The organism is Sulfitobacter sp. G21635-S1 (genome assembly GCF_027213915.1).
Classification (GTDB): domain Bacteria; phylum Pseudomonadota; class Alphaproteobacteria; order Rhodobacterales; family Rhodobacteraceae; genus Sulfitobacter.
In genome coordinates, this window is sequence record NZ_JAPWGV010000022.1 from 23,686 (window position 1) to 39,383 (window position 15,698).

At 63.8% G+C, this 15,698-nt stretch carries 18 protein-coding genes and 1 tRNA gene; 5 read left to right on the forward strand and 14 right to left on the reverse strand.

All coding sequences use genetic code 11. The annotated features are described in order from the left end of the window. Window positions 1–106 precede the first annotated feature (106 nt). Window positions 107–1,303 carry a multidrug effflux MFS transporter gene (locus O4H53_RS19170; RefSeq protein WP_269366356.1) on the forward strand — a complete coding sequence of 399 codons (1,197 nt, stop codon included), beginning with the start codon at window positions 107–109 and terminating at the stop codon, window positions 1,301–1,303. 343 nt (window positions 1,304–1,646) lie between these two features. Next, window positions 1,647–3,017, forward strand: coding sequence for a M20/M25/M40 family metallo-hydrolase (locus O4H53_RS19175; RefSeq protein WP_269366358.1), 1,371 nt, complete (start codon window positions 1,647–1,649; stop codon window positions 3,015–3,017). Window positions 3,018–3,247: 230 nt separating this feature from the next. Here O4H53_RS19175 and O4H53_RS19180 read toward each other — a convergent pair whose 3' ends face one another. Both O4H53_RS19180 and O4H53_RS19185 read right to left on the reverse strand, forming a co-directional pair. Further along, on the reverse strand, window positions 3,248–3,493 hold the full coding sequence (locus O4H53_RS19180; RefSeq protein WP_269366360.1) for a DUF1127 domain-containing protein: 246 nt from the start codon (window positions 3,491–3,493) through the stop codon (window positions 3,248–3,250). 1 nt (window position 3,494) lies between these two features. After that, window positions 3,495–3,728: a DUF1127 domain-containing protein gene (locus tag O4H53_RS19185; RefSeq protein ID WP_269366362.1), complete on the reverse strand. Its 234-nt coding sequence runs from the start codon at window positions 3,726–3,728 to the stop codon at window positions 3,495–3,497. Between the two features lie 138 nt (window positions 3,729–3,866). Between O4H53_RS19185 and O4H53_RS19190 the strand changes: the two genes are divergently transcribed. Further along, the gene (locus O4H53_RS19190) at window positions 3,867–4,787 is read left to right on the forward strand and encodes a LysR family transcriptional regulator (protein WP_269366364.1); all 921 of its coding nucleotides are present in this window, start codon (window positions 3,867–3,869) and stop codon (window positions 4,785–4,787) included. Here the strand turns inward: O4H53_RS19190 and O4H53_RS19195 are convergent. From O4H53_RS19195 to O4H53_RS19210, 4 genes are all read right to left on the reverse strand, one after another. Next, window positions 4,770–5,726, reverse strand: coding sequence for a DMT family transporter (locus tag O4H53_RS19195; RefSeq protein WP_269366366.1), 957 nt, complete (start codon window positions 5,724–5,726; stop codon window positions 4,770–4,772). The genes O4H53_RS19190 and O4H53_RS19195 overlap by 18 nt on opposite strands. Before the next feature lie 151 nt (window positions 5,727–5,877). Continuing rightward, window positions 5,878–5,954 (reverse strand) — tRNA-Asp (locus O4H53_RS19200). Between the two features lie 140 nt (window positions 5,955–6,094). Beyond that, on the reverse strand, window positions 6,095–7,033 hold the full coding sequence (locus O4H53_RS19205) for a pirin family protein (protein ID WP_269366368.1): 939 nt from the start codon (window positions 7,031–7,033) through the stop codon (window positions 6,095–6,097). A gap of 691 nt (window positions 7,034–7,724) precedes the next feature. Next, a complete protein-coding gene (locus O4H53_RS19210; protein WP_269366370.1) occupies window positions 7,725–8,426 on the reverse strand; it encodes a VIT1/CCC1 transporter family protein in 702 nt (233 codons plus the stop codon). A gap of 207 nt (window positions 8,427–8,633) precedes the next feature. On the opposite strand from O4H53_RS19210, the gene O4H53_RS19215 reads away from it, so the two are divergent. Then, window positions 8,634–9,053 (forward strand): hypothetical protein, encoded by a 420-nt coding sequence (locus tag O4H53_RS19215; RefSeq protein WP_114276547.1) that lies wholly within the window; start codon window positions 8,634–8,636, stop codon window positions 9,051–9,053. Window positions 9,054–9,118: 65 nt separating this feature from the next. On the opposite strand, the gene ureG is transcribed toward O4H53_RS19215, so the two are convergent. The 8 genes from ureG to O4H53_RS19255 form a co-directional block, all read right to left on the reverse strand. Next, window positions 9,119–9,760, reverse strand: a complete 642-nt coding sequence (gene ureG / locus O4H53_RS19220) for an urease accessory protein UreG (RefSeq protein ID WP_269366372.1) — start codon at window positions 9,758–9,760, stop codon at window positions 9,119–9,121. Then, window positions 9,757–10,404 (reverse strand): urease accessory protein UreF, encoded by a 648-nt coding sequence (locus O4H53_RS19225; RefSeq protein WP_269366374.1) that lies wholly within the window; start codon window positions 10,402–10,404, stop codon window positions 9,757–9,759. The genes ureG and O4H53_RS19225 overlap by 4 nt, the downstream gene beginning before the upstream one ends. Next, a complete protein-coding gene (locus tag O4H53_RS19230; protein WP_269366376.1) occupies window positions 10,394–10,888 on the reverse strand; it encodes an urease accessory protein UreE in 495 nt (164 codons plus the stop codon). The genes O4H53_RS19225 and O4H53_RS19230 overlap by 11 nt, the downstream gene beginning before the upstream one ends. Window positions 10,889–10,903: 15 nt before the next feature. Beyond that, on the reverse strand, window positions 10,904–12,613 hold the full coding sequence (gene ureC, locus O4H53_RS19235) for an urease subunit alpha (RefSeq protein WP_269366377.1): 1,710 nt from the start codon (window positions 12,611–12,613) through the stop codon (window positions 10,904–10,906). Between the two features lie 265 nt (window positions 12,614–12,878). Then, a complete protein-coding gene (locus O4H53_RS19240) occupies window positions 12,879–13,190 on the reverse strand; it encodes an urease subunit beta (protein WP_269366380.1) in 312 nt (103 codons plus the stop codon). After that, a complete protein-coding gene (locus O4H53_RS19245) occupies window positions 13,187–13,399 on the reverse strand; it encodes a hypothetical protein (protein ID WP_269366382.1) in 213 nt (70 codons plus the stop codon). Before O4H53_RS19245 ends, O4H53_RS19240 begins: the two co-directional genes overlap by 4 nt. A gap of 12 nt (window positions 13,400–13,411) precedes the next feature. Next, complete coding sequence (locus O4H53_RS19250; protein ID WP_067292577.1) at window positions 13,412–13,714, reverse strand: urease subunit gamma; 303 nt, start codon at window positions 13,712–13,714, stop codon at window positions 13,412–13,414. Between the two features lies 1 nt (window position 13,715). Then, on the reverse strand, window positions 13,716–14,522 hold the full coding sequence (locus O4H53_RS19255) for an urease accessory protein UreD (protein ID WP_331284244.1): 807 nt from the start codon (window positions 14,520–14,522) through the stop codon (window positions 13,716–13,718). 210 nt (window positions 14,523–14,732) lie between these two features. On the opposite strand from O4H53_RS19255, the gene O4H53_RS19260 reads away from it, so the two are divergent. Further along, window positions 14,733–15,695 carry an aldose epimerase family protein gene (locus O4H53_RS19260; protein WP_269366384.1) on the forward strand — a complete coding sequence of 321 codons (963 nt, stop codon included), beginning with the start codon at window positions 14,733–14,735 and terminating at the stop codon, window positions 15,693–15,695. Window positions 15,696–15,698: the final 3 nt, after the last annotated feature.

Here is a 15,698-nt window from a genome sequence, read left to right on the forward strand (position 1 = left end):
TGCCCTACCGGTCCGGCAGGGCGTTCCGCCAACGGTCGGCACGAAGATGTGAAGCATCTGGGATGTTGAGCATTGCACAGGCGGGCCGGTTAGGCGAAAGACAGGCATGAAATTTTCGAAACCAACCCCTTCCCTCGTCGAATTCATTGTCCTGACCGCCCTGATGATCTCGCTGGTTGCGCTGACCACCGACATCATGCTGGCCGCGCTGGTGCTGATCGCAAGCGATCTGGGCCATTCCGACCCGCTGGACGGGCATCTGATCATCTCGGTCCTGTTTGCCGGATTTGCGGTGGGGCAGCTGCTGGTCGGGCCGCTGTCGGACAGTTACGGGCGCAAGCCGGTGATTCACATCAGCTATATCGTGTTCTGCATCGGCACGCTGATGTGCCTGCTGTCGCGCAGTTTCGAGGTCATGCTGGCGGGGCGTCTGCTGCAGGGCATCGGCATGTCCGGCCCCCGGATCATCGCGGTGGCCATCGTGCGTGACGGCTATGCGGGCCGTCAGATGGCGCGGATCATGTCCTTTGTCATGGCGGTTTTCATCCTGGTGCCCGCCATCGCCCCCAGCATCGGGCAGATCCTGATTTCCTATTCCGGCTGGCGCGCCACCTTTACCCTCTTGCTGGTCATGGCGGGCGTGACCTGGATCTGGTTCACCCTGCGCCAGGTCGAAACCCTGCCGGTCCCGGCCCGTCGCCCGCTGTCGGTCGGCAACCTGATCGCGGGGGTAAAGACGATCCTGACCACCCCCGCCGCCATCGGCTATACAGTCTGCGCCGGGATGATCTTCGGGCCTTTCATGGCCTACCTCAGCCTGGCGCAGCAGATTTTCCAGACCACCTATGACACCGGTCTGTCCTTTACGCTCTGGTTCGCGGCCGGCGCCTTCTCCATCGGGGTTGCCGCCATCGTGAACTCCGCCCTGGTCGAACGGCTCGGGATGCGGTTTCTGTCCAACATCGCGCTGACCGGGGTCATTCTCGGGGGCGGCGCCTTTGGCCTGCTGGCGCTGGCCACCGGCGGGCTGCCGCCCTTTGGCCTTTTCATCGCCTGGCTGGTGTTCAACTTTTTCTGCATGGGGCTGCTTTTCGGCAATCTCAACGCCCTGGCCATGGAACCCCTGGGCCATATTGCCGGGCTTGGCGCTGCCGTGGTGGGCGCATTGTCCACCGCCATCTCGATACCCGTCGGCACCCTGATCAGCGAGAATTACACAGGCAGCCCCGCGCTTCTGACCCTGTCCTTTGCAAGCTCGGCCGCCCTGTGCCTGCTGCTGGGATGGGCCATCAACCGCCGCTAGGTCGTGTTGACATTCATTGTCGCCCACCCGCGCGAGACGGATTTTGCCGCTGGCGCCCTGATGTGAGCGCAGCAATGTGATCATTGGAAGTGAACATCCGGGATGGCAGAGGCAAAATCCGCCGCGCCCCGCAGGGGTTTCGCCAAAATTGCCCATTTCTGCGTTAAGAGAGCTTGAAATAGCTGGCTATTCCTGCACTCTCTTGCCTGGAACTGAGCAATTTTGGACTGAAACGGGTGGGCGACAATGAATGTCAACACGACCTAGGCACCTGCCCCGTCTCTGGACACTGCCAGCCTGGCTGATACGGTCGCGCCAATCAGCCTGACAACCGGAGTACACCATGTCCCTAGACGCCGTCCTGGCCCGTATCGACGCCGAATTGCCCGCCGCAACCGACCGCCTGCTGGACCTTCTGCGAATCCCGTCCATTTCGACCGATCCCGCGTTCAAGGCAGATTGCGACCGCGCCGCCGACTGGCTGGTTGCCGATCTGACCGCCATGGGCATCGACGCCAGCAAACGCCCCACGCCGGGGCATCCGATGGTTGTGGGCCACCTCGGCGACAGCGGCCCGCATCTGCTGTTCTATGGCCATTACGATGTGCAGCCCGTTGACCCGCTGAACCTGTGGGACCGCGACCCTTTCGATCCCGAAGTTCAGGACACCGCCAAGGGCAAGGTGATCCGCGGGCGCGGGTCTTCGGATGACAAGGGCCAGTTGATGACCTTTGTCGAGGCCTTGCGCGCATGGAAAGAGGTCAAGGGCGACTGGCCCTGCCGCATCACCTTTTTCCTGGAGGGCGAAGAGGAATCCGGCTCCCCCTCGCTGGTGCCCTTCATGCAGGAAAACGCCGAAGAGCTGAAAACCGACATCGCATTGATCTGCGACACCGGATTGTTCGAATCCCGGACCCCCGCCATCGTCACCATGCTGCGCGGCCTGCTGGGCGAGGAACTGACCGTGACCGCCGCCAACAAGGACCTGCATTCCGGCATGTACGGCGGCATCGCGATGAACCCGATCCGCGTGCTCAGCGGCATTGTCGCAAATCTGCACGACGAAACCGGACGCGTCACGATTCCCGGCTTCTATGACGGCGTGCCCGAGCTTTCCGACGAGCTGGAGGCGCAATGGCAGGGCCTGGCCTTTGATCACGAAAGTTTCCTGGGCGATGTCGGGTTGAGCATCCCGGCCGGTGAACAGGACCGCACCCCGCTTGAGATGATCTGGTCGCGTCCCACCTGCGAGGTCAACGGCATCTGGGGCGGCTATACCGGCGACGGGTTCAAGACCGTCCTGCCCTCCATGGCCCATGCCAAGATTTCATTCCGCCTTGTCGGCACCCAGGACCCGCTGGCGATCCGGGAAAACTTCCGCGCCATGGTGCAGAACGCCCTGCCCGCCGATTGCGAGGTCACGTTCCACGGGCATGGCGCCAGCGCTGCCTCCGGCGCCGATATTTCCGGGCCGATGTTCGAAAAGGCGCGCCAGGCGCTGTCGGATGAATGGCAGATCCCGGCAGCCTATATCGGTTGCGGCGGCTCGATCCCGATTGCGGGTCACTTCCAGCAGATCCTTGGCACCGAACCGATGCTGATCGGCTTTGGCAAGGACGACGACGCGCTGCATTCCCCGAACGAGAAATACGACATGGAGAGTTTCCACAAGGGCATCCGGTCCTGGGCGCGCATCCTGGATGCGCTGACCTGATATCAACGGGTATTGCGGGGGGGGCTGCGGGAAAACAGGGACCGACACGCTCGGGAGGAGGTGAGCGTGCCGGTCTGTATAACGGCTTCAGGGAGGAAGCACCGTTAAAGTCGGCACCGGTTATCTCTGGGAGGAGCGAGACCGGTTGCCTGGCAACAGCGCGCGCAGCAATCTGGCGCACCGTTGATCTCTGGGCGCGGGCGTGCCGCGCGAAATTCCGTCAGACCTGCTTAAAGGCCGTCGTATTCGTAATCGATCAGATGGGCCGCATGACGCGGGATGTCCGCGCGGGTGATTCCCATTGCTTCAAGCTGCCGGTCGCTGCTTGCGTTCAGGACCGAAAGCATACGGCCGTATTGCATCATCTTGACGCCGCGCAGGACGGCTCTGCCAAATCCGCGTGCCAGTGTGCCCGGGAATTCCACGGCGCGTTCAAGGAATGCGCTCTGGGTGTTGATTGTGCTGTGATGTGCCATGTTAATTCTCCATGCCTGCTGCTTCCTTGGCAACGCGGCGGATGTGCGCGCGCGGGATGCCGAGGTCAGCCAGATCGCGGTCGGACAGGCCGACCAGTTCATTGACGGTGCGCCGGTAAATGGCGCGGCGCCGCTGGGCCAGTTTGAGGGCGGCGCCCAGATGCTGAAAACGAGCGCTCAGATAGGTGCCGAAACCCTGGACGAGCGGTTGGTTGCGATGTGTTGCAGTTGCCATTAAGACCACTCCTTTTCTTGATTATGCTGCGATGCAGTATATGTTTATGCTGCAATGCAGAGATAGTTCGCAACCAGCCGGATTAGTACCCGTCAAATGCGCATAGGGGCTATGCCCAGCAGGAAAGGTTCAGGCGTCATGGACGTTTCATCGCAGATGTTGGCCTTTGTCCGGGTGGTCGAGACGGGCAGCATTTCCGCAGCCTCACGGGCCAGCGGGCAGACGCCTTCGGCGGTCAGCAAACAGATCGGCCATCTGGAGGATCACGTGGGCCACCGCCTGTTGCGCCGCACCCGTGCAGGCGTGTCGCTGACCGAAGAGGGCAAGCGGTATTACGAGAAATGCCGCGCCGTGGCCGAGAAGTTCTACGAGGCCGAAGATTACATCAACAGCTTCAGCGCCGCGCCATCCGGCCTGCTGCGCGTGGCCTCAAGCGTTGCTTTCGGCAAGGCACAGCTGATGCATGTCCTGCCCGAATTCCTGGAGAAATACCCGGATATCAAATTCTCTCTCGAACTGACCGACCGGACCATCGACATCGAGGAAGAAAGCTATGACGCCGCCATCAGCTTTGCCGAGCAGCTGACCAACCCCAATGTGATCGTGCGGCGGATCATGCGCAACGAACGCATCCTGTGCGCCGCACCCCGTTTCATCGCGCGCCACGGCGCGCCTGCCACCTTTGCCGAACTGACCCGGTACAATTGCCTGCGCACCTCCAACGCGCGCGGACGCAACGCCTGGCATGCGGAACTGGACGGTATCCGCTATTCGGTGGAAGCAGACGGCAATTTCGAGGGCAACAGTGCCGATGCGGTCTTTATCGCGGCGCTGTCCGGCCTGGGGATCGCACGGCTTTCCACCTATCTGGTGGCGGACAAGATCGCATCGGGCGAACTGGTCCGGTTGTTCCCGGAATACACCCAGAACCATGCGGATGTCGCCGTCAGCTATGCGCAGAAACGCAATCTGTCGCCCAGCATCCGGGCCTTCGTGGATTTCCTGGTGGCCCGTTTCGACCACCGCGAACGGCGCGCGATGTCAAACGCGGCGGACTGACTTGCGCTGCCCTTCGCGCACAAAGACATAGATGCCCGACCCGATCACCACCGCGGCCCCGGCAAAGACCATCGGCGCGGGCCATTCGCCAAAGATCGTCCAGCCCCAGAACAGCGCATAGATCAGCAGCGAATATTCGAAAGGCGCCACCGCCGAGGCCGGGCTCAGCCGGTAGGCCTGCGCCATGAGATAGCCCACGGCGGCGGCCACCAGCCCGAGCAATGTGATCGGCAGGACATCCGCCACGGGCGGCCAGATCCAGGCCCGCAGCAGGAACCTGATGCTTTCATTCTCTGTACTTGCGGCAAAACGCCCGTCTCCCGCCACCACAAAGACGCAGACGCTGACGGCGATAAAGGCGATCTGCATGTGCAGCGCCAGCGCCGAGGCGCGGCTGGTGGCCCCCAGCTTGCGGGTCAGCACCGACATCATGGCATATCCCGCCGCCGCCAGTATTGGCAGGATCACCACCCAGCCCAGGGCGCCCTCCCCGGTGCCCAGTTGCGACGTCATCATCAGCAGCACGCCCCCGAACCCCAGCCCGATCGCCGCAAAACGGCGCGGCCCGACCTTTTCACCCAGGATCGGGATCGACAGCAGCGTCACGAACAGGGGTGCCACGAAATACAGCGCATTGGCCGTGGCCAGCGGCATCGCCACGATGGCGGCATAGATCATGGTGTTTGCAAAGACGAGCAGCAAGGCCCGCAGCAGGTGCAACAGCGGCCGCCCGGTGCGCAGCAGGCTCCAGCCCCCCTCCATCCTCAGCAGGAACAGGGTAAAGACCAGCCCGACCAGCGCGCGGAACATCACAAGCTGGTGCAGCGGATAGCCCCCCGACAGGGATTTGATCAGCATGTCGTTGACGGAAATCAGGAACATCCCCGCCAGCATGCAAAAGATGCCCAGCCGGGCATGGGGAATGGCGGAAACGTTCATGCCCCTTCTTACACGCTGGAATAATGGAATGTTAAGACCCTGCAGGGCACTGCCCCGGTGACGGGCGGTCAGGCGCCCCGCCCCGGACCCATCTTCAAACTTTTGATCCAAAAGCAAAAAGGCCCCCGAAAGGGAGCCTTTTATGCAGCGGTGGCGCGGTTGACGGGGCTCGAACCCGCGACCCCCGGCGTGACAGGCCGGTACTCTAACCAACTGAGCTACAACCGCCCACTGCAGCTTCGGAGCAGGCCCCGAAGCGTTTGGTGGTAATATGAGCGTGGGCGCGAGGCGTCAAGACGCAAACCCGACGAAAATGCAGAAATATTCACCAGCGTCAAAACAACCGCCGTCGCGCCGCATCCCTGCCCCTAGCGCGCAGGTGCCGGGATGAATTCGGCATCGTCGCCGGGCGGCAATTTGAAACGGCCATGCGCCCAGTCACCCGCACGCCAGGCTTCCTTTGCGGCGTCGATCCGGTCTTTCGAGGAGGCGACGAAATTCCACCAGATGTGACGCGGCCCGTCCATCGTGGCCCCGCCCAGCAACATGACCCGCGCGCCCTGTTCGCCTGCACGCGCGCTGATCCGGTCGCCGGGGCGAAAGACCAGCATCTGGCCCGCGTCGAAATCCTGTCCGCTGACCGTGACGGACCCGGAGACGACATAAAGCCCCCGGTCCTCGTGATTGTCCGGCATCGGGATCGAGGCCCCCGCCTCCAGCAGCGCATCGGCATAGAAGGTCTCGGAAAAGACCCGGACCGGCGCCGTCTCGCCATAGGCATCGCCGAGGATCAGGCGCACCTGTTTGCCCTCGCCTTCCAGCAGCGGCAGCTCATCCTTGGCCGCATGTTGGAAATCGGCGGCTTCATCCTCGTATTTCCTGGGCAGGGCAACCCAGGTCTGCAGACCGAACAGGCTGTGCGGCGCTTTTATCATATCGCCATCGGCGCGTTCGGAATGGGTGATGCCGTGGCCCGCCACCATCCAGTTGACCGCCCCCGGTTCGATCCATTGATCGGTGCCCAGCGAATCGCGGTGGTGGATCTTGCCCTTGTAGAGATAGGTCACCGTCGCGAGGCCGATGTGCGGATGCGGGCGCACGTCGATCCCCTTGCCGGTCAGGAACTCGGCCGGCCCCATCTGGTCGAAAAAGATGAAGGGGCCGACCATCTGCCGTTTCGGTGCGGGCAATGCGCGGCGGACTTCAAAGCCGCCCAGATCGCGGGCACGGGGGACAATCACGGTTTCAATGGCATCCACGGCATCGCCGGTGGGACAATCGGGGTCGAGGGCGGGGTTCCAGCTCATATCGGGCTCCTTTTGCTTGCTTGGAAGGTAGGCGCGGGAGGCGGGTTTGCAAAGCCGGGTGGCCTGCACATGCTTTGTGCAGGAGGCGGGAACGCAGTGGCGTTGCCGTACGGATTTGCCTGCGGTTAGGGTGTTTCGGAGCATTGTCGACTGCCATCCGAAAGCCACTCATGCCTTTGGATTTTCTGAATCCTGTCGGAAGACCGGGCCAAGCAATCCTGCCTCAAATGCCGAGCCTTTCCGACCCAAACCGGACCTGCGCTGCGGGACGCGCGATTGTCCGATGAGCGGGGGCGGCTTCAACGGGTGAGCGCAACGAAACGTCAAGCCGCGCATCGACGGGCCGTGGTTCGGCGATCCGACCTCAGTGACTGGCACTTAATGGCAGCCAAGCACATCCTACATAACGATGTGGCATAACAGCAGCCAAATCGCCGTGCCAGGGGACGGCCCGGCGATGCGCGGCGGCCTGCGGCCTTGATTCCGCGCCGGGGGAAGCGGAAAGGGCTCTGTTCGGTCGTTCGCTGCGCCAGGCACGAATGGCCGTTCCACTTTGCCCATGCGACTTGGGTTTGAAGAATGTCACAAAAGCCAGTCATGCTTTGCATCCGACAGTATTTTTGCATCTTGAAGCGGCGGTTCGGACAAGCCCGCTGCGCTGCTCCTCGGGGTTATTGCAGCCCGATGGCGGTCAGCCGAGACTGACGCCAAAGACCATGCCGACACCGGCGGTCACCGCCATGGCAAGCGCGCCCCAGAACATGACCCGCGCCGCGCCCCTGATCAGCCCGGCACCGCCCACCACGGCCCCAAGCGCACCCAGCACGGCAAGGGCCACCAGCGTTGTCAGCGCGACCACAAGACCGATCCGCGCATATCCGGCAAGGGCCGCGGCGATCAGCGGCACCACCGCACCTGCCGCAAATGTCACGGCAGAGACCAGCGCCGCCTGCATCGGCTGGGCCGCAGCCGTGTCGACAATGCCCAGTTCGTCCCGCAGATGCGCGCCCAGGGCGTCTTTCTCCGTCAGTTGCACTGCGACCTGCCGCGCCAGCGCCGGCTCCAGCCCGCGTTCGACATAGATCTGGGTCAGCTCATCCAGTTCCGCCTCGGGCGCGGTCTGCAATTCCTGCCGTTCGCGGATGGTGTCCGCCGCCTCGGTGTCCGCCTGCGAACTGACAGAGACATATTCCCCCGCGGCCATCGACATGGCACCCGCCACCAGCCCCGCAAGGCCCGCAATCAGGATTTCGGGTCGCCCGGAGCCTGCCGCGGCCACCCCCACCACGATGCTGGCGGTCGAGACCAGCCCGTCGTTGGCGCCCAGCACGGCGGCACGCAGCCAGCCGATGCGGTGCACCAGATGCACTTCGGAATGGGCTGAATGGTTCATAGCGCTTCCTTGATCCGGTCCGGGGCGTGACTTGCCCGCTTCTGTCAGGGCATAACACGGCGTTGCGCCGGACCGCCAGAACACGGCAGCAAAAGGCCCATCCGCCAGCCCGACCCCCCGCGCCCCTTGCCAGAGGGCGGAATTCCATGTTCATGTATCATAGGGGTCGCGTGCCCCGAAGTATATTTAAACGGAACGAGGTATGTCATGTCCCGTCTTTTGAAATCAATTGCCCTGACCACTTCGCTTGCCCTATTCAGCGCCGGCACAGCCTGGGCCGCCGATCCGGTCCAGCAGCATAATTCCAACGCCGTCTGGTTCGAGAACTGGATCGGGCTGAGCAACGCCAGCATGGTTGTCGCCGCCCCCAACGGCAAGATCACCGAAATCTTTGCAAAATCCGGCACACCGGTGTTCGAACTGCAACCGGGCGAGGTTCAGGATGGCGTCTATCGCTATGAATTGCGCGCCGCGACCGAAGAAAAGCAGGAGATCGTGAACCCCATCGACAACGGCCGGGGCGAGCTGCAGACAGAATCCTTTGTGCCCTTCTACCGCACCGGTGCCTTCTTTGTGGAACGCGGCGTGATCGTCACGCCGAAAGAGGTCAAGGAAGAGGAAGGCTGAACGCCTTTCGCTCACGCAAACCCATTTGATGACACGGCCCGCGCCCCGGCGCGGGCCCTGTTGCGTCAGGCATCCGCGATTGCGGCCTGTGGCATCTGCAAACCGCCGATGGACAGCACATGGTCCACCACCTGCTGCACGCCGGTGCCATGGCGCAGGGCACAGAATGCCACCGGCCTGTCCCCGCGCATCCGCGCCGCATCACGGGCCATGACCTCAAGCGATGCGCCCACATGGGGGGCCAGATCGGTCTTGTTGATCACCAGCAGGTCCGATTTGGTGATGGCAGGCCCGCCCTTGCGCGGAATCTCTTCACCCGCCGCCACGTCGATGACGTAAAGCGTCACATCCGCCAGTTCGGGGCTGAAGGTGGCAGAAAGGTTGTCGCCGCCGCTTTCGATCAGCACCAGATCGAGGTCCGCATGGCGTTCACGCATCTCGGCAATGGCGGCCAAGTTGATCGAGGCATCCTCGCGGATCGCCGTATGCGGGCAGCCCCCGGTTTCCACCCCGATCACCCGGTCCTGCGGCAGGATTTGCATGCGCATCAGCGCTTCCGCATCCTCCTGCGTATAGATGTCATTGGTGATTACCCCGATGGAAAGCGCGGGGTGAAAGACGCGCGCCAGGGCGGCGGTCAGCGTGGTCTTGCCCGCGCCCACGGGGCCGCCGATCCCGATGCGCAAGGGGCCATTCATGCCGGTCATGATCGAAATATCCTGTGTTCAAGTGTTTCGTGCCGCATCGCGGCCACATCGGACAAAAAGGCGCTGCCGGCCAGATCGTCGAGGTCCATGCCCCTGCTTTTTGCAACGACCTGCCGCACCAGCCCGCTGAGGGCGGCCAGACAGGCCTGCCCTTCGGTCTGGCCCAGTGGCACCAGCCGCACCGCGGCAGAGACGAGGTTGCTTGCAAAGGCCTGCAGATACATCTGTGCCGTCAATTCCAGCGGCAGGGACATCCGCCCGGCGGCATAGCCCACCGCAACGGGATGGGTCAGTTCCGGCAGCGCAGCGCCCCAGATCGCGGCCGTGGTCCGTGCGAATGCCCCGCCCTGGACCCGGGTTTCCGCCAGACGTTCGGCACTGCTGGCAAAGGCGCGGGCATGTCCGTCCACCTCGGCCACCGCATCCAGGTCTGTGCAGGCATGGGCCGCGCGGATCAGGATGCAATCATTGCGCCCGGTGCCATGGGCCAGTACGTCCTCCAGCCATGCCTGCAGGCTCCCGGCACTGTCGATCCGGCCGGTCACGATGGCCATCTCCAACCCGTGCGAATAGGCAAAGGAGCCCAGCGGATAGCTGGGCGAAAACCATTGCGCGAGGGTCAGCAGATCGCTGTCAGTGGGCATGCGCCGTGTTCCCGTGTTCATGGCTATGGGTCCGCCCATGGCCATAGGCACCTCCCTCCGGCGTGAAGGGCGCCGTGACCTCGGTCAGGGTCGCGCCCACATGTTCCAGCATATGCCCGATCACCGGATCGTTCTGGATCAGCAGATGATCCGCCGCGATCTGGCAGGGCGTGTGCCGGTTGCCGATATGCCAGGCCAGCCGCGCCAGGTCCGGCCCGGTGACGCGCAACAGCGCCTCCTCTGCCGCGCGGACAAGGATATAGGTCCCGTCCTCCAGCACCAGCGCATCGCCATGATCCAGCGAGGTCGTCTGCGGCAGATCCACCAGAAACGGCCGCCCCTCCACCGTTTCCAGCCGCTTGCGGCGCAGAAAACGCGCCTCGTAATCCAGCAGGCAGATTTCGGCGGGCCCGGACCAATGTCCCTTTTTCAAATGAGTCTGCGCCACGGGCAGTGTTCTTGTCCTTTCGGCGGTCTGTGTCATCTTCGACTTCCTTTCTCAGAACATGAAATAGCGTTGTGCCATCGGCAGCACCTCTGCCGGGGCGCAGGTCAGCAATTCGCCATCCGCGCGCACCTCGTAGGTCTCCGGGTCCACCTCCACCTTCGGGGTGGCATCGTTCAGCAACAGATCCTTCTTGCCGATGTTGCGGGTGCCCGCGACGGCGATGGTCTGTTTGGCCAGCCCCAGGCTGGCGCGGATGCCATCGGCCTGCGCCGCCTGCGACACAAAGGTCACGCTGGAATGTTCCACCGACCGCCCGTAAGCGCCGAACATGGGCCGGGTATAGACCGGTTGCGGCGTGGGGATGGATGCATTGGGGTCGCCCATCTGCGCCACGACAATGGTGCCGCCCATCATCACCATTTCCGGCTTCACCCCGAAAAACGCCGGGCTCCACAGCACCAGATCGGCCCGTTTGCCCGGCGCGATGGAGCCCACGGCATGAGAGACCCCCTGCGCGATGGCGGGATTGATGGTGTATTTCGCGATATAGCGGCGGACGCGGAAATTGTCGTTCTCGCCGGTTTCCTCGGCCAGTCGCCCGCGCTGTTTCTTCATCTTGTCAGCGGTCTGCCAGGTGCGGATCAGCACCTCGCCTACCCGGCCCATGGCCTGGCTGTCGCTGGCGATGATGCTGAAGGCCCCCATGTCATGCAGGATATCTTCCGCCGCAATCGTCTCGCGCCGGATGCGGCTTTCGGCGAATGCGATGTCCTCCGGGATCGACTTGTCCAGGTGGTGACAGACCATGAGCATGTCCAGATGCTCTTCCAGCGTGTTCACGGTGAAAGGCCGCGTCGGGTTGGTGGAGGACGGCAGCACGAAGCTTTCGCCGCAGATCTTGATGATATCCGGCGCATGGCCGCCGCCCGCGCCCTCGGTGTGGAAGGCATGGATGGTTCGGCCCTTCATCGCGCCCACGGTATGTTCGACAAAGCCGGATTCGTTCAGCGTGTCGGTGTGGATCATCACCTGTACGTCCATGTCGTCGGCCACGTTGAGGCAGCAGTCGATGGCGGCGGGGGTGGTGCCCCAGTCTTCATGCAGCTTCAGCGCCGATGCCCCGCCCCGGACCATCTCCACCAGCGCCTCCGGCTGGCTGGCATTGCCCTTGCCCGACAGGCCGACGTTCATCGCGATGCCGTCGAAGGCCTGCAACATCCGCCCGATGTGCCAGGGCCCCGGCGTGCAGGTGGTGGCCAGCGTGCCATGGGCAGGCCCGGTGCCGCCACCGAAACAGGTGGTGACGCCGGAATGCAGCGAATCCTCCATCTGCTGCGGGCAGATGAAGTGGATGTGACTGTCCACGCCCCCTGCTGTGAGGATACGTCCCTCACCCGCGATGATCTCGGTCCCCGGCCCGATGATGATGTCCACGCCCGGTTGCGTGTCGGGGTTGCCCGCCTTACCGATGGCATGGATCAGCCCGTCTTTCAGCGCCACATCGGCCTTGTAGATGCCCGCATGGTCAACGATCAGCGCATTGGTGATGACGGTATCGACCGCCCCGCCCGCGCGGGTCACCTGGCTTTGCCCCATGCCGTCGCGGATCACCTTGCCGCCGCCGAATTTCACCTCTTCGCCATAGGTGGTCAGGTCGCGCTCCACCTCGATGATCAGGTCGGTATCGGCCAGACGCAGACGGTCGCCCGTGGTGGGGCCATACATGGCGGCATATTGCGCGCGGGGGATTTGGGTGGGCATCAGGCGTTAACTCCCTGAATTAAATTCACTATTTCTGTCTTTCGGCGATCTACCCAAGAGTGACGGGAGCTCGTGCATTTGGGCAGCGAGAAAACTGGTATTCTTGGGAGGCTCCCGAGCGGCAACCCGCTGCTCTTTGTAGGAGCTTTCAAATGAAACCGAGCGTCTGCCTTCACATCGCAATCGTGGTATTCCAGTATTTCGGCATCAACGAAGACTGGGTTCTTGTAGCGCAACTTTTGCGCATTGTTCTCGCAGACAAGGGTCATTGATCCAGTGCCCCCATCACCTTGCCATTGAAGCCAAAGACCACCCGCTTGCCGCCATAGGGCACCAGCGCCACCTCGCGGCGCTGGCCGGGTTCGAAGCGCACGGCGGTGCCTGCGGCGATGTCCAGACGACGCCCATGGGCGGCGGCGCGGTCGAACTCAAGCGCCGGGTTGGTTTCGGCGAAATGATAGTGGCTGCCCACCTGCACCGGGCGGTCGCCGGTATTGGCCACCATCAGCACCACCGCATCCGCCCCCGCGTTCAGGGTGATGTCGCCTGCGGCAGGGATCACTTCGCCGGGGATCATTTGCGGCGATCCCGCGTGTTGCGTGCCCGGATGGCCGCACGTCCCGCCGTCACCGCGACGGCAGTGACGATGGTGACCATGCCCAGCACCAGCGGCAACCAGGCCGCCGCACCGTCCGAGACATGCGGATGCAGGTGCAGCCCCGCATCGGTATGGGCGGCCACCGGTGCAGCCAGGACGACAAGGCCAAGGGTCGATATGATCTTCATGGATTTTCCTTTTCAGCGGATCGGGTTGTGAACGGTCACCAGCTTGGTGCCATCGGGAAAGGTCGCCTCGACCTGTACGTCGTGGATCATCTCGGCGATGCCTTCCATGCATTGGTCGCGGGTCAGCACATGGCCCCCCGCCTCCATCATGTCGGCCACGGAACGGCCGTCGCGCGCGCCCTCCACCACCGTGTCGGTGATCAGGGCAATCGCCTCCGGATGGTTCAGCTTCACGCCGCGTGCCAGCCTCTTGCGCGCCACTTCGGCGGCCATGGCCACCAGCAGCTTGTCCTTTTCCCTTGGGGTCAATTGCATTTCATAGTCTCCAGTTCAGCGGCAGGTGCCCATCGTTCAACAGCATCAGGGCGGGGATCACGGCGCGGCGCAGCTCGAAACTGTCCGATGCCAGCAAACGGGCCACCAGCACCCCGCCCGGCAGCAGGCTGGCCGCCGCCGTCTCGGGCAGCAAGGCGCGCAGGGGCCGCAACTGCGCCTCGGCCTCAACGCCCACAAAAACCAGCGTCGCCACCGCCCCGGCGCCCCCCGCAATGGCGGGCCGCGCCAGATGGCGCTGCACATCGCCCTCCAGCGCAATCCCGTCCAGATAGAGCGGCGCGCCCTCCCGGTTGATCCGGATGCGGTCGCGCAGATGCACTTCGTGCAGGACCTCGCCCATGGCGGCACGGCCAAAGACCAGGGTTTCCACCATCAGGAACCCCGCATCGGCGGCCAGATCAACGGTCAGGCGGCGGTTCAGGGCGGCGTGGTCGAACAGGATCGTTTCCTGCGGCAACCAGTTGATCCGCGCCCCCGCCGCCACCTCAAGCCGGGTGTCCACGCACCCCACTTCGCCCGGCTGCGCGCGGTAGATTCGTTCCGCCGCCTGCGTGCTCAGCGTCAGGCAGGCTCCGGCACCCGCCACCGCCTCCAGCTGCAACCGGTCACCGCCGGTCACGCCCCCCGCCGTGTTCACGATCACAGCCTCGATGTCGGGGCGGAAAACCCGCGGCAGCACCAGCTTCATCGCCCCGGACTGGCGCAGGTTGGCCAGCCGCGTCTCCCCACGCGCGCCAACGCGCACGGCGATGCTGCCAGCCCCACGGGTGCGGGGCTGCAGCGGCACGGCATCAAGCCAGTCCTGCGGCGCAAAAGAGGTGATCGTCTGTCCTTTCCCGAATGGTCACCGATCAACCTACCTCCCCCCACCGCCATCGCAATTCTTTGCGCGGGGCCAGCCGGGCATTTCGCCCGTTTTCAGATCACAGTGATCAATTTTTGTGCAAACCCCCTGCCGCCTCTTGCCTGCGCCGCATGCAGACCGCATCAAGGAGCCATGTCGCCCTTTGCCCCCCTCACCATCCGCTCCGGCGCGCTGACGGCGCAGATCCTGCCCCAAGGCGCGTCACTGGTCGGGCTGCATTTGCAGGGCGGCACACAGAACCTCGTGCTGGGATTTGCCGACCCGCAAGATCATGCGCGGCTGCCGATCTATGCCGGTGCCATCGTGGGGCCGGTGGCCAACAGAATCACGGGCGGCAGGATTTCCCTGTCCGGCCAGCCCTGGCAGATGCTCCGGAACGAAGGGGAAAACACCCTGCATTCCGGCCCCGACGGCCTGCACAGCCATGCATGGAACGTCCTTACCCATAACGCCGACCATCTGACTCTGGGGATCGAACTGAAAGATGGCGAAGGTGGCCTGCCCGGCAACCGCGTGATCCGCGCGGACTACCGGCTGACCGGCGCGCTGCTGAGCCTGACGCTGCGTGCAGAAACCGACCGCGCAACCGCGATGAATCTGGCCCATCACCCCTATTGGAACCTTGACGGGCTTGGCGATATCACCAGCCACAATCTGCGGATCGACGCCGCGCACTACCTGCCGACTGATGCACAGCGGCTGCCCCGGGGTGCCGTGGCCCCGCTTGCAGAAACCCGTTTCGACTTTCGCAGCCCCCGGCCGGTGCCGCGCGACAAAGCGCTGGACCTGAACTACTGCCTTTCCGATGCACCCGCTGCGCAGATCCGCCCGGTGGCCTGGCTGACCGGCAGCACCGGCACGCAATTGCGCATCGCCACGGATGCGCCCGGACTTCAGGTCTATAACGGGGCCTTCCTGCCCGACACGCCCGGCGCCCTGCCCGACGGCCAAAGCCTGCGCCCCTTTCACGCCATGGCGCTGGAACCGCAGTATTGGCCGGACGCCCCGCATCATGGACATTTTCCGCAGATCACGCTGGAACCGGGCCGCATCTGGCAACAGAGCACCGAATACCGGCTCACCCAGACGCTATAACGC